The sequence below is a fragment of the Pseudarthrobacter sp. SSS035 genome (genome assembly GCF_023273875.1).
Classification (GTDB): domain Bacteria; phylum Actinomycetota; class Actinomycetes; order Actinomycetales; family Micrococcaceae; genus Arthrobacter.
On the sequence record NZ_CP096882.1, the window covers coordinates 3,042,155 to 3,058,044 of the forward strand.

General features: G+C 63.8%; 21 protein-coding genes and 1 pseudogene. 7 read left to right on the forward strand and 15 right to left on the reverse strand.

Going from position 1 to position 15,890, the window contains the following annotated elements; genetic code table 11:
- Nucleotides 1-3 precede the first annotated feature (3 nt).
- The 5 genes from MUN23_RS14015 to MUN23_RS14030 all read right to left on the reverse strand — a co-directional run bounded on the left by MUN23_RS14015 (nucleotide 4) and on the right by MUN23_RS14030 (nucleotide 1,590).
- Complete coding sequence (locus MUN23_RS14015; RefSeq protein ID WP_248759136.1) at nucleotides 4-468, reverse strand: Lrp/AsnC family transcriptional regulator; 465 nt, start codon at nucleotides 466-468, stop codon at nucleotides 4-6.
- Nucleotides 469-602: 134 nt separating this feature from the next.
- Nucleotides 603-725: a hypothetical protein gene (locus MUN23_RS23480; protein WP_256468621.1), complete on the reverse strand. Its 123-nt coding sequence runs from the start codon at nucleotides 723-725 to the stop codon at nucleotides 603-605.
- Nucleotides 726-787: 62 nt separating this feature from the next.
- Nucleotides 788-1,039: a toxin gene (locus MUN23_RS14020; RefSeq protein ID WP_248759137.1), complete on the reverse strand. Its 252-nt coding sequence runs from the start codon at nucleotides 1,037-1,039 to the stop codon at nucleotides 788-790.
- Nucleotides 1,036-1,308 carry a ribbon-helix-helix domain-containing protein gene (locus tag MUN23_RS14025; protein WP_248759140.1) on the reverse strand — a complete coding sequence of 91 codons (273 nt, stop codon included), beginning with the start codon at nucleotides 1,306-1,308 and terminating at the stop codon, nucleotides 1,036-1,038. Before MUN23_RS14025 ends, MUN23_RS14020 begins: the two co-directional genes overlap by 4 nt.
- Nucleotides 1,309-1,392: 84 nt before the next feature.
- Nucleotides 1,393-1,590 (reverse strand): hypothetical protein, encoded by a 198-nt coding sequence (locus MUN23_RS14030; protein WP_248759142.1) that lies wholly within the window; start codon nucleotides 1,588-1,590, stop codon nucleotides 1,393-1,395.
- A gap of 44 nt (nucleotides 1,591-1,634) precedes the next feature.
- On the opposite strand from MUN23_RS14030, the gene MUN23_RS23485 reads away from it, so the two are divergent.
- The 5 genes from MUN23_RS23485 to MUN23_RS14045 all read left to right on the forward strand — a co-directional run bounded on the left by MUN23_RS23485 (nucleotide 1,635) and on the right by MUN23_RS14045 (nucleotide 5,971).
- Nucleotides 1,635-1,763, forward strand: a complete 129-nt coding sequence (locus tag MUN23_RS23485) for a hypothetical protein (protein ID WP_256468622.1) — start codon at nucleotides 1,635-1,637, stop codon at nucleotides 1,761-1,763.
- 23 nt (nucleotides 1,764-1,786) lie between these two features.
- Nucleotides 1,787-1,945: a helix-turn-helix domain-containing protein gene (locus tag MUN23_RS23665; RefSeq protein ID WP_371875913.1), complete on the forward strand. Its 159-nt coding sequence runs from the start codon at nucleotides 1,787-1,789 to the stop codon at nucleotides 1,943-1,945.
- Between the two features lie 266 nt (nucleotides 1,946-2,211).
- The gene (locus MUN23_RS14035) at nucleotides 2,212-3,429 is read left to right on the forward strand and encodes a thiamine pyrophosphate-dependent dehydrogenase E1 component subunit alpha (protein WP_248759144.1); all 1,218 of its coding nucleotides are present in this window, start codon (nucleotides 2,212-2,214) and stop codon (nucleotides 3,427-3,429) included.
- Complete coding sequence (locus tag MUN23_RS14040; protein ID WP_248759145.1) at nucleotides 3,426-4,538, forward strand: alpha-ketoacid dehydrogenase subunit beta; 1,113 nt, start codon at nucleotides 3,426-3,428, stop codon at nucleotides 4,536-4,538. The genes MUN23_RS14035 and MUN23_RS14040 overlap by 4 nt, the downstream gene beginning before the upstream one ends.
- A gap of 2 nt (nucleotides 4,539-4,540) precedes the next feature.
- A complete protein-coding gene (locus tag MUN23_RS14045; protein ID WP_248759146.1) occupies nucleotides 4,541-5,971 on the forward strand; it encodes a dihydrolipoamide acetyltransferase family protein in 1,431 nt (476 codons plus the stop codon).
- Nucleotides 5,972-6,018: 47 nt separating this feature from the next.
- On the opposite strand, the gene MUN23_RS14050 is transcribed toward MUN23_RS14045, so the two are convergent.
- Together MUN23_RS14050 and MUN23_RS14055 are read right to left on the reverse strand one after the other, a co-directional pair.
- Nucleotides 6,019-6,369 (reverse strand): hypothetical protein, encoded by a 351-nt coding sequence (locus tag MUN23_RS14050; protein WP_248759147.1) that lies wholly within the window; start codon nucleotides 6,367-6,369, stop codon nucleotides 6,019-6,021.
- Nucleotides 6,370-6,379: 10 nt separating this feature from the next.
- Nucleotides 6,380-6,655, reverse strand: coding sequence for a hypothetical protein (locus MUN23_RS14055; RefSeq protein WP_248759148.1), 276 nt, complete (start codon nucleotides 6,653-6,655; stop codon nucleotides 6,380-6,382).
- Between the two features lie 324 nt (nucleotides 6,656-6,979).
- Here MUN23_RS14055 and MUN23_RS14060 point away from each other — a divergent pair, with 324 nt between their 5' ends.
- Entirely contained in the window at nucleotides 6,980-7,963 is a 984-nt protein-coding gene (locus MUN23_RS14060; RefSeq protein WP_248759149.1) for a nitroreductase family protein, read from the forward strand.
- On the opposite strand, the gene MUN23_RS14065 is transcribed toward MUN23_RS14060, so the two are convergent.
- Together MUN23_RS14065 and MUN23_RS14070 are read right to left on the reverse strand one after the other, a co-directional pair.
- The gene (locus MUN23_RS14065) at nucleotides 7,960-8,196 is read right to left on the reverse strand and encodes a hypothetical protein (RefSeq protein WP_248759155.1); all 237 of its coding nucleotides are present in this window, start codon (nucleotides 8,194-8,196) and stop codon (nucleotides 7,960-7,962) included. The two genes, MUN23_RS14060 and MUN23_RS14065, sit on opposite strands and share 4 nt — an antisense overlap.
- A 21-nt stretch (nucleotides 8,197-8,217) precedes the next feature.
- Nucleotides 8,218-9,456 (reverse strand): LamG domain-containing protein, encoded by a 1,239-nt coding sequence (locus tag MUN23_RS14070; protein ID WP_248759157.1) that lies wholly within the window; start codon nucleotides 9,454-9,456, stop codon nucleotides 8,218-8,220.
- 257 nt (nucleotides 9,457-9,713) lie between these two features.
- On the opposite strand from MUN23_RS14070, the pseudogene MUN23_RS14075 reads away from it, so the two are divergent.
- Nucleotides 9,714-10,121 (forward strand): annotated as a pseudogene (locus MUN23_RS14075) (2-oxo acid dehydrogenase subunit E2); the annotation flags it as partial.
- A 27-nt stretch (nucleotides 10,122-10,148) separates the two neighbouring features.
- Here the strand turns inward: MUN23_RS14075 and MUN23_RS14080 are convergent.
- From MUN23_RS14080 to pxpA, 6 genes are all read right to left on the reverse strand, one after another.
- Nucleotides 10,149-11,498, reverse strand: coding sequence for a cytosine permease (locus MUN23_RS14080; RefSeq protein WP_248759159.1), 1,350 nt, complete (start codon nucleotides 11,496-11,498; stop codon nucleotides 10,149-10,151).
- A 72-nt stretch (nucleotides 11,499-11,570) separates the two neighbouring features.
- Complete coding sequence (locus tag MUN23_RS14085) at nucleotides 11,571-12,539, reverse strand: biotin-dependent carboxyltransferase family protein (RefSeq protein ID WP_248759160.1); 969 nt, start codon at nucleotides 12,537-12,539, stop codon at nucleotides 11,571-11,573.
- Entirely contained in the window at nucleotides 12,529-13,443 is a 915-nt protein-coding gene (locus tag MUN23_RS14090) for an allophanate hydrolase subunit 1 (protein ID WP_248759164.1), read from the reverse strand. The genes MUN23_RS14085 and MUN23_RS14090 overlap by 11 nt, the downstream gene beginning before the upstream one ends.
- Nucleotides 13,440-14,795: an acetyl/propionyl/methylcrotonyl-CoA carboxylase subunit alpha gene (locus tag MUN23_RS14095; protein WP_248759166.1), complete on the reverse strand. Its 1,356-nt coding sequence runs from the start codon at nucleotides 14,793-14,795 to the stop codon at nucleotides 13,440-13,442. Before MUN23_RS14095 ends, MUN23_RS14090 begins: the two co-directional genes overlap by 4 nt.
- A complete protein-coding gene (locus tag MUN23_RS14100) occupies nucleotides 14,792-15,037 on the reverse strand; it encodes an acetyl-CoA carboxylase (protein WP_248759168.1) in 246 nt (81 codons plus the stop codon). The genes MUN23_RS14095 and MUN23_RS14100 overlap by 4 nt, the downstream gene beginning before the upstream one ends.
- 42 nt (nucleotides 15,038-15,079) lie before the next feature.
- Nucleotides 15,080-15,829, reverse strand: a complete 750-nt coding sequence (gene pxpA, locus MUN23_RS14105; RefSeq protein ID WP_248759169.1) for a 5-oxoprolinase subunit PxpA — start codon at nucleotides 15,827-15,829, stop codon at nucleotides 15,080-15,082.
- Nucleotides 15,830-15,890 lie beyond the last annotated feature (61 nt).

The following is a 15,890-nucleotide window of genomic DNA, read 5'->3' on the forward strand; positions in this document are numbered from 1 at the left end:
CTACTAGCGCGTATCAACATCCTCAAACACCAGAAAAGTCTGCGTGTCCTGGACGCCCGGCATCGCCTGCAGCTGGTCGAAAATCACCCGCCGCAGGTCGGTGTTGTCGATGGCGCGCACCAGCAGGATCACGTCAAAATCGCCGCCCACGAGCGCGATGTGATGAACCTCCGGAATCGCACGTAACTGTTCGCGCAGCTCACGCCATGAATGCTGGCTCACCTTCAGCGTCACGTAGGCGGAGGACTTCAGCCCGGCCTTGATGGGGTCCACCAGGGCCGTGAATTTGGTCAGGACGCCTTCGCCGGTCAGCCTGGCAATGCGGGTGTACGCGTGGGCCCGGGAGATGTGGACGTTCTCGGCCACCTGCGTCACGGACATCCTCCCGTCCCGGGTGAGTTCGGCGATGATCCGGCGATCGACGTCGTCCAGCGGCACCTCACCGGGCTCTCCTTCAAGTCGTGCCAATTCGTCCACCGCTCCCGCTCGTTGTCCAGATCACATTTCAATTCGTCTTCCAGAGTAGGTCCATCCGGCGGAACCTTCCACGATTCGGCGAACTACTGGATACGAAACTTCCTCGAGGGCCATACTGGAACCGACTAGTGGCTACAGGTGGACCCGGACGGGCCGATCCGTCCGTGCTCGTCTTCGGCGAGGACGTGGGCCGCCTGGGAGGGGATTTCCACATCACCGACGGGCTGACTGCTGAATTCGGGGAGCATGCAGGAGACTCGGCCGCTGCATTAGCTTTTTGCGCCGGGCGCGGCACATGGGGGCGTAGCGCTCACTGTTCGGACAGGAGCTTCAGGTATTGCTTGCGGGCGGGCATGGCATGAATGACCATTTCGTTTCCGCTGTCGAACCGTAAGACGACTAGCTCCAGCAGCGTCCCTTGAATGTCGAAGCCCAAGATGAGCCGGCGTGCAGGGCTTCCATCGTCGAGGTAGCTTTCATGGATGCCGTTAGCAACTGCGTGTAGAGCGTCTTCCTCACTTACTCCATGTTTTCTGACCGAAATGCGGACAGTTCGTTTCACGAAGCGTGCAAGTAGTGCCGAACCGCGTCGCGAATCAGAACGGATTTACTGATATGCCTTTCGGCAGCGCTCTGCGACAATAGCTCCGCCAATTCCGGTTCCAGACGCACGGACAGCTGCACGCCGGGACTTTGCCCCAACGACGGGCGGCCTCGCCGAGGAGCATGCAGCTTCTCGACTTCATAGCCTGCTTCAGCTTCATTTGCCCAGGCCTGAATCATCTCTTCCGTGACCGGCAGGCCGTCGATGGTTTCCCGTATTTTTGTCATACATAAATAATACGCTTCGACCCCATTGTTGGTAACCCCAAATACCGGGCGGGAGCGGCTGCGGCCGCGCTGCCCCCGAGCCGGTCACCGGCTTGCCGCCGGAGGTTCGACGGCGGTGGCCTGCTCCTCGCCGGAGTCGTCGGCACGATCATTCTCGCCGGCGTGCTGGCGGCAACCGCGGGCACCTTCCCCCAAGTCCACGCCGACGCCGACTCCCAGCGCGTCGCTCACTGCCGAGCCGCCGTCCGCCGCACCGGTCAACGTGAAATGAACTGACACCATATCGGTTGCAACCGATAGTTAGGTAACCGCGAAGGGAGACGGTAATGAGCCAACTCTTTGACGAGCTCGGCATTGACGCTGAAGACTCGTTGGTAGTTCATGCGAAGGAGGATGCCCGTACGCTGACGGAAACCATCCTTCAGCTGGTGGAGCGCCGGAAGCACCTGAAATAAAACAGAGCCAACTAGCCAAAATTATGGGAACGTCCCAGTCGACGGTCTCCGAGTTTGAGCGACTCGGAGGCAACCCGACGCTGTTCACGCTCCAGCGATACGCTCGCTCCGTGGACGCAGAGCTTGTTATTCAGGTGAAAGCCCGCAAAAGTCGCTGCCACCAGCCCGAGGGTGGACCGTGAACTCTGACGAACAAGTCGAGTGAAATTGTCGCCTCCGCCAATAAGGCTGGGGCGATTTTTTATCCCTGGGCGATGCCGACACCGCCCGGACCGATATGCGTGCCAATACGTCCACGGCTCCTTGCTGCAGCGCCACCGCTGGTTGCGATTCGTCTCTCAAAATGACCGTAAGCATCGGTATTCTCCATGATTCGCTCAGGTACTGGATACGAAACTTGCCCCGGGGCCATACTGGAACCGACTAGTGGCTACAGAAGGACGGACCAATGACGATCTCCGCGGACCACCCTGCGTCGGACCAGGCCCAGCGTTTGCCGGCTGAAGATGCCGTATCCGAAGCGGTGCGCAAGTTCGGCATCACGGTGGAGGATTACATGCTGCCCGCCCGGCACCAGATCCAGATGGTGGACCCGGAGGGACGGCTCCTGGCAGAAGGCGAGCAGGGCACAGAGCCCGGCCACGAGTATCCGGTGCCCGCCGATGAGGAACTGCTGGCCGCTTACGAGCAGCTCGTCGTCGGGCGCCGCGTCAACGATCAGAATTCGGCGCTGGTCCGCCAGGGCCGCATGGCGGTGTACCCGTCCAGCCATGGCCAGGAAGCCTGCCAGGTGGCGGCCGCTCTCTGCCTTTCCGACGGCGACTGGCTGTTCCCCACCTACCGGGACGCCGTGGCGGTCATGGCCCGGGGGGTTGATCCGGTGGAGACCATGACCATCTTCCGGGGTGACTGGCACAGCGGCTACGATCCGGCCAGGCACAAGGTGGGCATCCAGTGCACGCCGCTCACGACGCAGCTGCTCCATGGCGTGGGGGTTGCGCACGCGGCAAAGCTCCGCGGCGAGGACACCGTTGTCCTGGCGATGTGCGGGGACGGCGCCACCAGCGAGGGTGACTTCCATGAGGCCCTGAACTTCGCCGCCGTCTTCCACCTGCCGGTGGTCTTCTTTGTCCAGAACAACAAGTACGCCATCTCGGTGCCGCTGGCGCACCAGTCCGTGGCGCCGTCGCTCGCCCACAAGGCCGTGGGCTACGGCATGGCCGGCGAACGGGTGGACGGCAACGACGTGGTTGCCCTCCTCGCCGTGCTGGACCGGGCCGTGAAGCTCGCCCGGGAAGGTTCCGGGCCACTCCTCGTGGAGGCACACACGTACCGGATGCAGGCACACACCAACGCCGACGATGCCACCCGCTACCGGCAGGACAGCGAGGTGGCCGAGTGGCAGGCCAAGGATCCCATCAGCCGGATGAAGACGTACCTCACCGGGCGTGGACTGCTGGACGACGACGGTGCCGCGCGGATCGCTGCTCACGCTGAGGACGTTGCCACCCAGCTGCGGGACGGCCTGGGCGAGGACGTCCCGGTGGACCCCCAGGAACTCTTCCGGCACGTGTTCTCCGTGCCAACACCACAGCTGAAAGAGCAGTCGGCCATGCTGGCCGATGAACTTGCCCGCGAAGCGTCGTCTGAGGAGTCGCCGAAATGAGTCCGACCATCACCACATCGTCCGAGGCGAACGGCAACGTCAGCGCAGCAACTGCCCGGGCGGCAGCGTCCGCCGCTTCTGTGGCTGAAGCTTCCGTGCCGCAGGCCGTCACCATGGCCAAGGCCCTCAACACTGCTCTGGCGGATGCGATGCACGCCGATCCGTCCGTCCTGGTCTTCGGCGAGGATGTGGGCCTCCTTGGCGGGGTTTTCCGCATCACGGACGGCCTCACCAAAACCTTCGGGGAGCAGCGCTGCTTCGACACGCCGCTGGCCGAGTCCGGCATTGTGGGCATGGCCGTGGGGATGGCCATGAATGGGATGCGGCCGGTGGTGGAGATGCAGTTCGATGCGTTTGCGTATCCGGCGTTCCAGCAGATCGTCAGCCACGTGGCCAAGATGCACAACCGCACCAGGGGCGCCGTGAAGCTGCCCATGGTGATCCGGGTTCCCTACGCCGGCGGCATCGGGGGAGTGGAGCATCACTGCGACTCCTCCGAGTCCTACTACGCCCACACGGCGGGCCTGAAGGTGTTCACGCCCGCAACCGTTGCCGACTCGTACCGGATGCTCCGCGAAGCCATCGACTCGGACGACCCCGTCATGTTTATGGAACCGAAGAAGCTCTACTGGTCGAAAGACATGGTGGACCTTGGGGATCTCCGGGCGCAGCACTCACTTAACGTCGAGGCGGGCAAGTCCTCGGAAGGCCGTGCCGCCGTCGCCCGTCCCGGGACCGACGCGACGCTGATCGCCTACGGACCGTCCGTCCCCACCGCGCTGGCGGCAGCCGCTGCCGCTGCGGAGGAGGGGCGCTCGCTGGAAGTCATCGATGTCCGCTCCATCGTCCCCTTCGACGACGAGACGGTGTGCGCGTCCGTCCGGAAGACCGGCCGTGCCGTGGTGATTGCGGAAGCGCACGGGTTTGCGTCCGTGTCCTCCGAGATCGTGGCGCGGGTCCAGGAACGCTGCTTCCACTACCTCGCTGCCCCCATCCGTCGCGTGACGGGATTTGACGTCCCGTACCCCGCACCGAAGCTCGAGCACTACTACCTGCCCGGCGTGGACCGTATCCTCGACGCCGTAGACGACCTCCAGTGGGAGAACTGACCATGAGTGAACCGAAAGTATTCCTGCTGCCCGACCTCGGCGAAGGCCTGACCGAAGCCGAGCTGGTCAACTGGCTCGTGTCCGTGGGGGACGAGATCCGCGTGGACCAGCCCATCGCCGAAGTTGAGACGGCCAAGTCCATGGTGGAAGTCCCGTCCCCGTACGCCGGCACCGTGACGGTGCTCCACGGCGAGCCGGGCCAGACGCTGGACGTGGGCAAGCCGCTGATCTCCGTGCTTCCGGTGGGCTCGGTGGTTGAGCCTGCCTCGGTGGTTGAGCCCGCCGAAACCACGCCTGCCGAAACCGGCGCAGCGGATACGTACCGTGAAGAAGAGAAGGCCGGGTCCGGAAACGTGCTGATCGGGTACGGGACTCCCGGCGGCAGTGGCGCTGCCCGGCGGACGAGGGCTCCGCGGGCTGTTGCTTCGGTGATTGAGCCTGTCGAAATCCCGGAGGTGGACATCTCGCTCCTCCGCACGCGCGTCCCGGGCAAGCTCGGCGCCGTCATTTCACCGCTCGTCCGGCGCATGGCACGGGAACACGGCGTGGATCTTGGCGACATTCGCGGCTCCGGTGACAGCGGGCTCATTATGCGCCGGGATGTTGAAGCCATAATCCATCCGGCGGTTGAGGCGAGCCCGGTGGAGGTTTCGACAGGCTCAACCACAGAACGCCCGGTGGTTGAGCCTGTCGAAACCCAGGGGGCTGTCGACACACGCACAGGTCTGGGCATTTCCGCCCGGACGCCCGTCAAGGGTGTCCGCAAGGCCGTGGCCGCCAACATGTCCCGCAGCCGTGGGGAGATCCCCGAGGCCACCGTCTGGGTGGACGTCGACGCGACGGCGCTGGTGGAACTCCGGGCAGGCCTCAAGAAGTCTGATCCACACAACACTCCGGGGCTGCTCGCGTTCATCGCGCGTTTTGTCACTGCTGGGTTAAAACGGTTCCCGGACCTCAACACCCGCATCGAAACTGCTGTCGACGGCTCCCAGGAGATCGTTGGCTTCGCCGGCATCAACCTGGGCTTCGCGGCCCAGACGGACCGGGGGCTGATGGTCCCCTCGATCCGCAACGCGGACAAACTCAGTGCCCGCGAACTGGACGTGGAGATCCGCCGGCTCACCGCCGTCGTACGCGAGGGCAGGGCGACGCCGGAGCAACTGGGCAGCGGTACTTTCACGCTGAACAACTACGGCGTTTTCGGGGTGGACGGTTCCGCAGCCATCATCAACCACCCCGAGGTGGCGATCCTGGGCGTCGGGCGCATCATTGACAAGCCGTGGGTGGTGGACGGGGAACTCGCGGTCCGCAAGGTCACCGAGCTGACGCTCACGTTCGATCATCGGGTGTGCGATGGCGGCGCCGCGGCAGGGTTCCTGCGGTTCGTGGCCGACGCGATGGAAAATCCGGGGTCGTTTCTGGCGGACATGTAGCGGCAAGCTGGGGAACATAACCGGTCGGTCAGGGGTGTTTTGTGCCGCTACGGCTCCGGCGTTGGGGGCGTGGCACTGTCTGCCACGGCTTGCTCCATGCTCGCCAGGACGGCGGTTGCTGCGGCGAGGCGTGCCGCCCATTCGTCCTGGCTTGCCTGCGCCGCTTCCCAGCCCGCACGCTGCTCACTGGTGGGCCAGCCGTGCGCCCGCCCGTACTTCTGCACGGTCGTCCCGGACAGGCCCGAGAACGCCGATACTTCCCGGACGCTGCCGCCGGCTTTCAGTGCGTCAGCCACGGCCAGCTCTACCTGCTGCTGCGCCTCAGAGCGGAGGGCCAGTGCATCCAATATGCGCTGGCCCTCCGGCTCCGGAACATGTCCCTTGATCTGCGGTGTCATGCCTCCGAGGCTACCGGTCGTAGTCCGGCAGGGTGGCGAACCGTTCGAGCGCGGCGTACCTCTCGGCAAGGCCCTGGCCTGATCGGTGCATGGCCATGAATTGCCAGCACTCCGCCGCCAGTTCGTGCTGAGTCAGTCGCTTCTGCCGCATCAGCCTCCGCTCCACGTCGCGCATACCGTCCCACGCCATGCAAGCGTCGAACTCTGGGGACATCCGCGTGAGAGGTCCAGCTGGCCGCGGGTTGGGTGGAACCGGCGGGTAGATGATGAGCTTGAGTTCCTTCACTGAATCTCACCCTGCATCTTGGAGTAGCCAGCTTTGGTGTAGGCCTTCCGACCGGTCATGTCTCCTTCGGTGCCGCCGAGAGGGTGGACGTCTGGGCGCCCTCCCATGGTCGTCAGGTGATCACTCACCTTGGCCAGCGCTTCACTCTTACTGGTTCGCTTCAACGTGGAACATGCCAACGGACTCGTAGGTTTCCACCACGGCATATGAACGGGTCTTCACTGGAGCTCCTTCTGTCGTCATGAAGCAAGCGTAACAGGCAGTGTTACGGCTGCGACAGATAGTGAACTAAACCGAGTCTTATTTGGCCCTTATACTCAGCGCATGAGGAATACACCGGGGGAACTTAGGGCCAGCAAAATCGTTCGTACTAAGCAGGCGATGAAACGCATTGTGCCGGCGCCGCTGTTTCGGCAGCTAAGGAACATGCGTAACCGTGCAGAGCAGCGTCGAGAAGCCCTGCTGGATAGTCAGCGGTACGTGCAGTATTCGGCGCCGGATGACGGCGGGGTCACTGCTGATCTGACTGGACGGCACCTTGAAGCGCATATGACGAAGGATTACCACGGCGTCGAGAAGGGCATGTCTTTGCGCGACCCGCGCCGCCCGTTCGGCAACTCTGTCATGGAGCGTCTTGACCTGCTGATCCCTGCCGCCGAATCGCAGGGTGTTGCTGGCGGATTCCTTGAGCACGCGCATTCCGCACGCACGGCCTTGCTGGACTGGAACGAGTCCGGTGTGATCGATGATGCCCTGAGCCCGGTGCGGCCTGAGGTGTCGCGTGGCATTGAGAGCCCTGAGCAGTTCTTCACTTCGCGCCGCAGTGTCCGTGACTACGCCGACCGCCCTGTTGCACCCGAAGTTCTTGCTGAGGCTGTCAGGCTCGCTATCAATACCCCGTCGGTTTGCAACCGCCAGGCGTGGCAGGTTCGCTTCTACACTGAGGCTGCGGACAAGTCTGCTGTGCGTGACTTCCAGAATGGCAACTCTGGCCTCGGCGGCGTGCCGGTTATGGCACTGGTCACCGTGGACTCTCGGCTGTTCGCTGGTGTCGGTGAGCGTAACCAGCCATGGATCGAGGGCGGGCTGTTCTCCATGAGCCTGATGCTTGCTTTGCATGGGCTCGGTGTTGACGGGTGCATGTTGAACATGTGCCAGCCGAACAGTGTGATGGACGCGCTGCGCCGGAAGATGGGTATCCCCGAGCACGAGCTGGTAATCATGCTGATGGCTGTCGGTTACGGGCGCGAGGGGCACCGGGTGGCACGTTCCCCGCGCCGCGCAACCGACGAAGTCCTACTGGCCTAGAAGCAGATCACATGGGCGTCCCTGATGCGGACGAACCCGGTTGAGGCTGTGTTGTAGAAGCCGAAGCCGGTCAGTTCGCCGTCAGGAATGTCCGTGGTGCGAACCGCCCCGAGAGCCAGGGTGGTTCCAGGGGTGACCGTAAGGTTGCGCCAGAGCGCCGCCGTGGGTGCGTAGGAGATGCTCTTGGTTTCGGCGGTGCCCCAGTTAGAGCCGGTGCGTCCGTCGCCGGTCACGCCATACTCGGCGCTAGTGGCCTACCAGATGCCGTCGATGCGGACGGCAAGCCGTACCTTGTCGACTTCGAGCGAGTTGTTCAGCGTGAACTTGATCGTCTGGAGCTGCTTCGCGCCGATCCCCTTGACATAGGGGAAGTACCCGAAACCGGGCTGCGCGGCGAGGGGGTTGCTGCTGTTGCGGTAGGTGAACTTGTTCCCCGACAGATCGGTGACCTTGAAGTTCGCCGCCCCCGTGTCAGGAGTGGTGTCAATCGCCGCGTTACCGTTCACCGAGTGCCAGCCGACGGACCCGCCCGAAGCGTCGCCATAGTTGTTGAAGTCCAGGTCAATGACCGGCGCGCCGGGGGTAAGTGCGGACAGGTGCAGCCGCAAGAGTTCCTTCTGCGTCAGCGCCACGTCGTAGACGGCGAGCCCGCCGATCTCCCCATTGAAATGGTTATGGTTACCCATTCCAGAGGTCAGCTTGACCGCGCCCACGGTGAAGTCCGCAATGGTCGAGGATCGGTTCAGGCCGTCAGGGAGCAGGTACGGATTCTTGGCGTAGGTCCGGCCGTCGCCGTAAGGTGCACCCGTTTCGGTGTAGCTGGGCCGCTCGTCAGCCGCGGCGTCCAGGTAGGAGATCATCTGCGCGCCGTCGTAAGTGAACGCCACCATTCGGTATTTTCCGGTGCCGACCTTGCGGGCGGAGGACGAATAGTCGCGGCTGTAGGGGATGCCGGGGGATGCTCCGCCGTACTTGGAGATATGCCCGCAGACCTGATGTTCGCCGCCGTAGGTGGGCAGGGACATGAACAGACCGTATTGGCGGCGGGGGTCACCGTCGTCCTCCTGCCACATACCACCGATGAAACCGCCCTCAGTGTTGCCCCGCTTGATCCAAGCCACCACTGAGACCTGGTTGCCGAACCGGGCCGCGTTCAGGTCGCGAGTGTTCGCCGCAGCAATCGTCAGGTAATCGGTGACGCCGTCCAGGCTGATCCCGCCGCCCCACGGTCCCGACGCGACCGACGTGACCGTAGCGCCCGGCCCCTGCCCTAGCGAGTAGTTACCCGAGTCATCGACGTATGGCGCCGTAGCTTCCTTGAAGCGCCAGCGAGCCAGCGGGTTTGGCAGGGTGCGGGAGGGTTTCGCAGCGGAAACGCCGTCCGCTGCGGAAGCTAAATCGGCATCGATAATCAGGTCATCAATCGTGGCAGATTGTGCCCTCGGACGGGAAAACCCGGTCGGACGCTTGGGCCTCAGGAAGGCATCGGGCATCCCGCGTCGGGCCCTGCCAGTCAGTCCGCTGGAAGTAGCCTCCCCTGGTGGCCTTGTAGCTCGCGGCCTAGGGCAATCTTCCTTCGAAGGGACACTGAAACGCCGCGACCAGCGACGGCAAGGTTGCGTCTTTCGGATTTGGGGTAGCCTTCCGACCGTTTTCTGCGTTGCTATTGCTCAGCCTTCCGCAGCGAAGGCTTCGATGGCGAACGTTGTCCCGCACTTCGCGGCAGCGAGCTGAAAGTCGTTCTAACTAATTCGCGGCCCAGACGGACCGCGGACTGATGGTCCCCTCGATCCGCAACGCGAACAAACTCAGTGCCCGCGAACTGGACGTGGAGATCCGCCGGCTCACCGCCGTCGTACGCGAGGGCAAGGCGACGCCGGAGCAACTGGGCAGCGGCACTTTCACCCTGAACAACTACGGCGTCTTCGGGGTGGACGGTTCCGCGGCCATCATCAACCACCCCGAGGTGGCCATCCTCGGGGTGGGCCGCATCATCGACAAGGCGTGGGTGGTGGACGGGGAACTCGCGGTCCGCAAGGTCACCGAACTGACGCTCACGTTCGATCACCGCGTGTGCGACGGCGGCACAGCAGCCGGATTCCTGCGGTTCGTGGCCGACGCGATCGAGAACCCGGCGTCGGTGCTGGCTGATATCTGAGATCGCGCCGGTGGCTAACGCGGGTGCCTAATCAGTGATGGCTGGATCCAATTCCTCTTCTTTGGCATCGAGGGTCTCCGAGGCGTCAATGAACTGCGGCGGGGAGAGCTTGTAGGCGCCGTAGTACAGGGCGGCCGCGAGGACCATGGTGATCAGGGGTGTCAGCTGGGAGATGACGGGGACGGCCGTCTGTTCCGTGAGGGCAATGCCGATGGCCGATGCCAGCACCCAGGCAATGGCCCCAGGGCTGACTGCCTTCAACTTTGCCGGCCGGATGTCCGGGACGAGTTGAGGCTTCTTCCAGTTCAGTGCGATGTAGACCAGCGCGATGGCAACCCAGGCGGTGACGAAGACGCCCTGCCAGGCCAGCGCCTTGAGCAGGTAGCTGAGGACATCGGTGAGCATGAGCAGGAACGCCAAGGCGCCGCAGACAATGACCCAGATGTAACGGGGCAGATTGAGCCGGAACACTCTGCTGGCAAACGCGGACAGGTTTTCAGACGCCAGGAAGTAGTTGGCTGTATTTATACGTGTCTGGGAGATGAGGATGACCAGCACGCCGACGAAACCCAGTGAGGAGATGAATGCCTGAACCACCCCCGTTTCGGAGGCTTCCAGTCCCCACGCACTCATGATGTAAATGCCGATCAGTCCGTTCAGGCCGAAGGTGAAGGCGTAAAAGACCCAGCCAAAGGTCACCGTCCCGAGGAATTTCTTGTCCTCGGCCCGGCCGAGGCGCGCGTAGTCGAAGGTGTACATCATCATGATGTACACGCCCATATAGATCAGATACGAGGTCAGCCAGCCGGGCAGTGTTGACGCGGCGGCCGCCTGGCCGATCCAGTCCGTCGGCACTCCTCTGATAAGCGTGGCGGCAACCACCACGGCCACGAGGCCCGCAATGTAGAACGGGAGCAGGAAACCGTTGAGCTTGTCCAGCCAGTTCTGCACACCGCCCATGGCCAGGGGAACGGCGTAGAGGACGACGACGGCATACCACACCACCATGCTCCCGCCGAAGAACTCGTGGAAGGCCACCGCAATGATCGACCCTTCAAAAACGGCGTAATAGATGGCCGTGGCCGCGAAGATCAGCGAGGCAAGTGCGGAACCGACCAGCCCGAAGAGTGTGCGGGAGAACAGGCTCACGGTGAGCCCGGTTCTTGCGGCGTACCGGGAGAGCACCAGGTTGATGACGCCGTAGGTTGCGACGGTCAGCACCATGCCGATCACGGTGTTGACGACGCCGACGGCGCCGGCAGAGGCGACGGCAATATAGATCCAGAACATGGCGGAGAACAGCGCCCACCAGGCCATGGTCAGCGACCATTTCCCGGCCCGTTTAGTAGCGGGTAGGACGTAATTTGAGTACGACAAAGGAACACCCCTTAGGTGATTTCAAAAAAACTAACAAACAGAACCAGCGGCGGGCGCCGCCGGCAAATTGCCCTATTTACCCCAGAGCCGGCTGCGGACGGCCTTGAGCTCGGCTCGCGCGCTGAGTGCTTCGTCCATGGTTACCGCCAGGAATCGGGTTTTTGTTCCGGGCGCATTACGCGCCAGCAGATCCATGTCAGCGCTGATGACTGTTGCAACCATGGCGTAGCCGCCACCGGAGACTGCGTCCCGGTGCAGGGCAATGGGTTCCTTGCCGCCGGGAATCTGGATGGAGCCCACTGCGTACCCTGCATCGACGATGTTGGAGGGGTCGGACCCCGCGCCGAAGGGTTGTTGGCGCGGTTTCCATTCGATGGCGGGTCCCGCATAGCGCAGGCCCGTCCTATCGGCCACCGGTGTGAGGGTCCACGTGGAGGAGAGCAGCGTGTCGAGCCCGACCTCGGTGAGCCGGTGGTCGTAGAGGCCACAGACCACACGGATGTCCTGGTCGCGGGTGAAGACCGGCTGCATCGCTGTGTCGATGCCGTCCAGCCCCGCGGTGGCGGTGGCCGGTGCCTGACCCACGGGAACGATGTCGCCGGCCTCAAGCTTGCGGCCCTTGAACCCGCCCAGCGACCCCAGGGAGTACGTCGAGCGGCTTCCCAGCACGAGCGGGACATCGATGCCCCCGCGCACGGCGATGTAGAACCGGGTCCCACTCTGTAGGAAGCCGAACGAAACCTCGTCTCCCGCGGCCAGCTCGAGCCTGGTCCATTGTTCCCTGTTCTCGCCGTTGACCTTGACATCCACAGGTGCACCGCTGACGGCGATGACGGCGGCCTCCGTGGCCCGGAAGCGGGGCCCGAGGTAGGTGCATTCGAGGACCGCCTCCGCGGCAGTGTTGCCCACCACGGCATTGGCCAGCTCGGCCGACCACTGGTCCATCGAACCGCCCTGGGGAATGCCGACGTTGTAGTAACCAAGCCGGCCACTGTCCTGGACCGTGGTGGAGAGTCCGGGTTCCAAAATTTCAAACGACATTGAGGTGCTCCAGAATCTCTTGGTTGTACCGGTGCGGATCTTCGAGCGCTTCGGCCAGGTCAAAGGTCACGGGGGCCTGCCGGTAGACGAAGGTGCCATCCTCGACCTGCCGTTGGATCCGCTCATATTCGTCCTGGTCAACGGGCCGGAACGTGACTATGTCGCCGGGTTTGAAGAAGATCATGAAGTCCTTGAAGTCCTCAAGCCGCTGCGCGGGGTCGAAGATGGGCGCGGCGGCGACTCCGAACATCTGGTAGCCGCCCGCTCCCCGGACCGAGTAGATGCACGCGAAACAGCCGCCGTGTCCCACCGTCAGGGGTGGTGTGTCCGTCCGTGGGCTCAGGTACTTGGGGACTTCCAGCTGCTCCTCCCGGGGAACCATTTGGAACATGAAGGGCAGGCCCGCCACGAAGCCGACCATGGACACCAGCCAGGGGCTGCCGTGATGGCGGCTGATGAATTCCGCCGCGGATGCCAGCCCATTGCTCTCGGCGGCAAAGTCGAGATCGGTGCCATCGGGCTTCTGGTGTCCGCTGCGGAACCGTGCCCCCGTCTCGCGGGTGAAAGGATCGTCGTACCAGACGGGAATCTCCACGATGCGGGTGTCCAACGTCTGGTGTTCTGCGGCGTCGACCTCCGTTTCGATGGCCCGGGCCACGGCTTCGAGTTCCGCCGGGTCAAGAACGTCCGGATCGAACCGGATGAGCAGGGAGGCGTTGGCCGGGCAGACGTCGGAGATTCCGGGCAGCGCCCGGGCCGAGAGCGAGCCGGCCATGGAGTTGGCCTTGAAGTTCGCGGCCAGGCTCATCGATTCGTCGATCTCGATGAACAGAAATTCATCGCCGCCCCAGGTGTAGCGGGCCGTTCCCTTCAGCCGCTCGCTCTCGGCGCTGTGCGCACTCATGCTGGAAGTCCAAGCAGTTCGGGCGCGGTTTCGATGAACTTGGAATGGTGTTCGACGGCGCGCAGCTCGGGCCGCTGGCTCAGGACCTTGAGCAACGGAATCGTTGTGGTGACGCCCTCGACCCTGATCTCATCGAGGGCCCGCCCCGAACGGACGATGGCCTGGTCGCGGGTCTCGTCCCAGACGATCAGCTTGGCCAGCAGCGAGTCGTAGAAGGGCGCCACGGTGGAGCCGCTGACAAAGCCGGAGTCAACGCGGATGCCCGGGCCGCCGGGCCAGTCGAGGCGCTTGATCACCCCGGGGCTCGGCATGAAGCCGTTGGCCGGGTCCTCGGCGTTGATGCGGTACTCGAAGGCATGACCCAGGAAGACGATGTCTTCCTGCTGCAGCCTCAGTTCCGCGCCGTCGGCCACCAGCAGCTGTTCCCGGACCAGGTCCAGGCCCGTGATCATTTCGGTCACGGGATGCTCCACCTGTAGACGGGTGTTCATCTCGATAAACGCAACCTCGTGGTTGCGCGGGTCGTAGAGGAATTCGACGGTGCCAAGCCCGGAGTATGCGCACTTCTGGGCAAGGTGCACGGAGGACTCCAGCATCTGCCGGCGCACTTCCTCGGGGAGGTCCGGGGCCGGCGCCTCCTCCATGATTTTCTGCTGCCTGCGTTGCATGGAGCAGTCCCGGTCGCCCAGATGGATGACGTTGCGGCCGTCGCCCAGAACCTGGACCTCAACGTGCCGGGCACGTTCAACAAAGCGTTCCAGGTAAACCGCGGAGCTGCCGAACGCGGCGGCCGCCTCGGCCTGGGCCACCTCGACCGTGGCGAGCAGATCCTCTTCGGAGACAACGAGGCGGATGCCGCGCCCGCCACCGCCGGCGGCGGCCTTGACCACCAGCGGATAGCCGATGTCCCGGGCGATCGCCACAATGTCTGCGCCCTCGGGGACTGCGCCGTCGCTACCGCGAAGTGTCGGGACGCCGGCATCCATGGCCGCCTGCCGGGCACGGGCCTTGTCACCCATGAGTTCGATCGATTCCGGGTCCGGACCCACCCAGATCAGCCCGGCGTCGCGCACCGCCCGGGCGAAGTCCGCATTCTCGGAGAGGAAACCATAGCCGGGGTGGACGGCGTCGCAGCCGTGGTCCAGGGCCGCCTTGAGCACTGCTTCGTGGTCGAGGTAGCTGCGGCTCGCCGGCGCCGGGCCGACGACGGCGCATTCGTCGGCGAGTTCTGCAGCGAAGGAATGGGCGTCGGGTTCGCTTGCGACGACGACGGTGCCGATGCCCAGTTCGCGTGCCGTGCGGATGATGCGGACGGCGATTTCGCCGCGATTGGCAATCAGGAGTTTTTTCATGGTCCCACCTCGATGACGGCGATGACGTCGCCGGGATTGACGGCACCGAAATCTTCGACCTCGAAGCTGGTCAGGGTCCCGCCCACGTCGGAGCGGATTTCACTGAACTGCTTCATGATCTCGATGACGCCGATGGTCTGGCCGGATTCGACGCGGTCGCCTTCGGTAACGTAGGCGTCCTTGCCTGGGCCGGGCTTCCGGTAGAACAGGCCGGGGAGCGGGGAAACGATGTTGTGGGGCACGGGGGACCTTTCAGAGTGGTTCGTATGTGCCGCGGGACCCGGTTAGGATCCGGCGGCGGCCTGCCGGACGGCCGTGGCTACAGCCGGCGAATTCGGGGCATCGGAGTGCACGCAAATACTCTCGAAATCAATGGTGAGCAGGGAGCCGTCGGAGGCTTCGACAACGCCGTCGCGGAGCACCCTGCGAACGCGTTCCGCGGCCGCGGCGGGGTCGGTGGGTTCGGGGCGGCGCTGGATCAGGAGTTCCCCCGCGGGGCCGTAGTTCAGGTCCACGTACAGTTCACCAACGAAGGGGACGTCCATCTCCTGGCAAACACTCTGATGGGCGGTTCCAGCCAGCCCGTAGACGGGCACCTGGTAGAGCCTGGCGACACGGGCTGCACCCCGCATGAGCTCGGGGTCACGGGCCAGCATCCCGTAGAGGGATCCGTGCGGTTTGATGTGGTTCAGTTCCATTCCCGCTTTGTGCAGGAAGCCGGTCAGGGCGCCCACCTGGTAGAGAATAAGTGACTCGACTTCCGCCGGAGTCAGTTTCATTTCCCTACGGCCAAAGCCAACGATGTCCGGCAGCCCCGGATGGGCGCCGACCTTCACCCCGTGTTCCTTGGCGGCTTGCACTGTGGCGTCCATGGTGTCCGGGTCTCCGGAGTGGAATCCGCACGCAACGTTTGCGACGTCGATGATCTGCATCAGCTCCAGATCGTTCCCGAAGGTGTGCAGCCCCAAGGCCTCGCCCATGTCCGAGTTGATTTCAATTCCGGCTGTGATGCCGTTCACATTCTCTTGTTGCATGTGTGAAACCCTACTGAGGCTCCGGTTCGCATCCCAGTGGGCATTTGCCCACTCAAATGGT

What these genes read in the sequence shown, in the direction of transcription:
- MUN23_RS23480 (WP_256468621.1), bottom strand. Translation starts at nt 725, where the DNA reads ATGCTCCCCGAATTCAGCAGTCAGCCCGTCGGTGATGTGGAAATCCCC.
- MUN23_RS14025 (WP_248759140.1), bottom strand. Translation starts at nt 1,308, where the DNA reads ATGACAAAAATACGGGAAACCATCGACGGCCTGCCGGTCACGGAAGAG.
- MUN23_RS14030 (WP_248759142.1), bottom strand. Translation starts at nt 1,590, where the DNA reads ATGGTGTCAGTTCATTTCACGTTGACCGGTGCGGCGGACGGCGGCTCG.
- MUN23_RS23485 (WP_256468622.1), top strand. Translation starts at nt 1,635, where the DNA reads ATGAGCCAACTCTTTGACGAGCTCGGCATTGACGCTGAAGACTCGTTG.
- MUN23_RS23665 (WP_371875913.1), top strand. Translation starts at nt 1,787, where the DNA reads ATGGGAACGTCCCAGTCGACGGTCTCCGAGTTTGAGCGACTCGGAGGC.
- MUN23_RS14035 (WP_248759144.1), top strand. Translation starts at nt 2,212, where the DNA reads ATGACGATCTCCGCGGACCACCCTGCGTCGGACCAGGCCCAGCGTTTG.
- MUN23_RS14040 (WP_248759145.1), top strand. Translation starts at nt 3,426, where the DNA reads ATGAGTCCGACCATCACCACATCGTCCGAGGCGAACGGCAACGTCAGC.
- MUN23_RS14045 (WP_248759146.1), top strand. Translation starts at nt 4,541, where the DNA reads ATGAGTGAACCGAAAGTATTCCTGCTGCCCGACCTCGGCGAAGGCCTG.
- MUN23_RS14050 (WP_248759147.1), bottom strand. Translation starts at nt 6,369, where the DNA reads ATGACACCGCAGATCAAGGGACATGTTCCGGAGCCGGAGGGCCAGCGC.
- MUN23_RS14060 (WP_248759149.1), top strand. Translation starts at nt 6,980, where the DNA reads ATGAGGAATACACCGGGGGAACTTAGGGCCAGCAAAATCGTTCGTACT.
- MUN23_RS14070 (WP_248759157.1), bottom strand. Translation starts at nt 9,456, where the DNA reads ATGCCCGATGCCTTCCTGAGGCCCAAGCGTCCGACCGGGTTTTCCCGT.
- MUN23_RS14085 (WP_248759160.1), bottom strand. Translation starts at nt 12,539, where the DNA reads ATGTCGTTTGAAATTTTGGAACCCGGACTCTCCACCACGGTCCAGGAC.
- MUN23_RS14090 (WP_248759164.1), bottom strand. Translation starts at nt 13,443, where the DNA reads ATGAGTGCGCACAGCGCCGAGAGCGAGCGGCTGAAGGGAACGGCCCGC.
- MUN23_RS14095 (WP_248759166.1), bottom strand. Translation starts at nt 14,795, where the DNA reads ATGAAAAAACTCCTGATTGCCAATCGCGGCGAAATCGCCGTCCGCATC.
- pxpA (WP_248759169.1), bottom strand. Translation starts at nt 15,829, where the DNA reads ATGCAACAAGAGAATGTGAACGGCATCACAGCCGGAATTGAAATCAAC.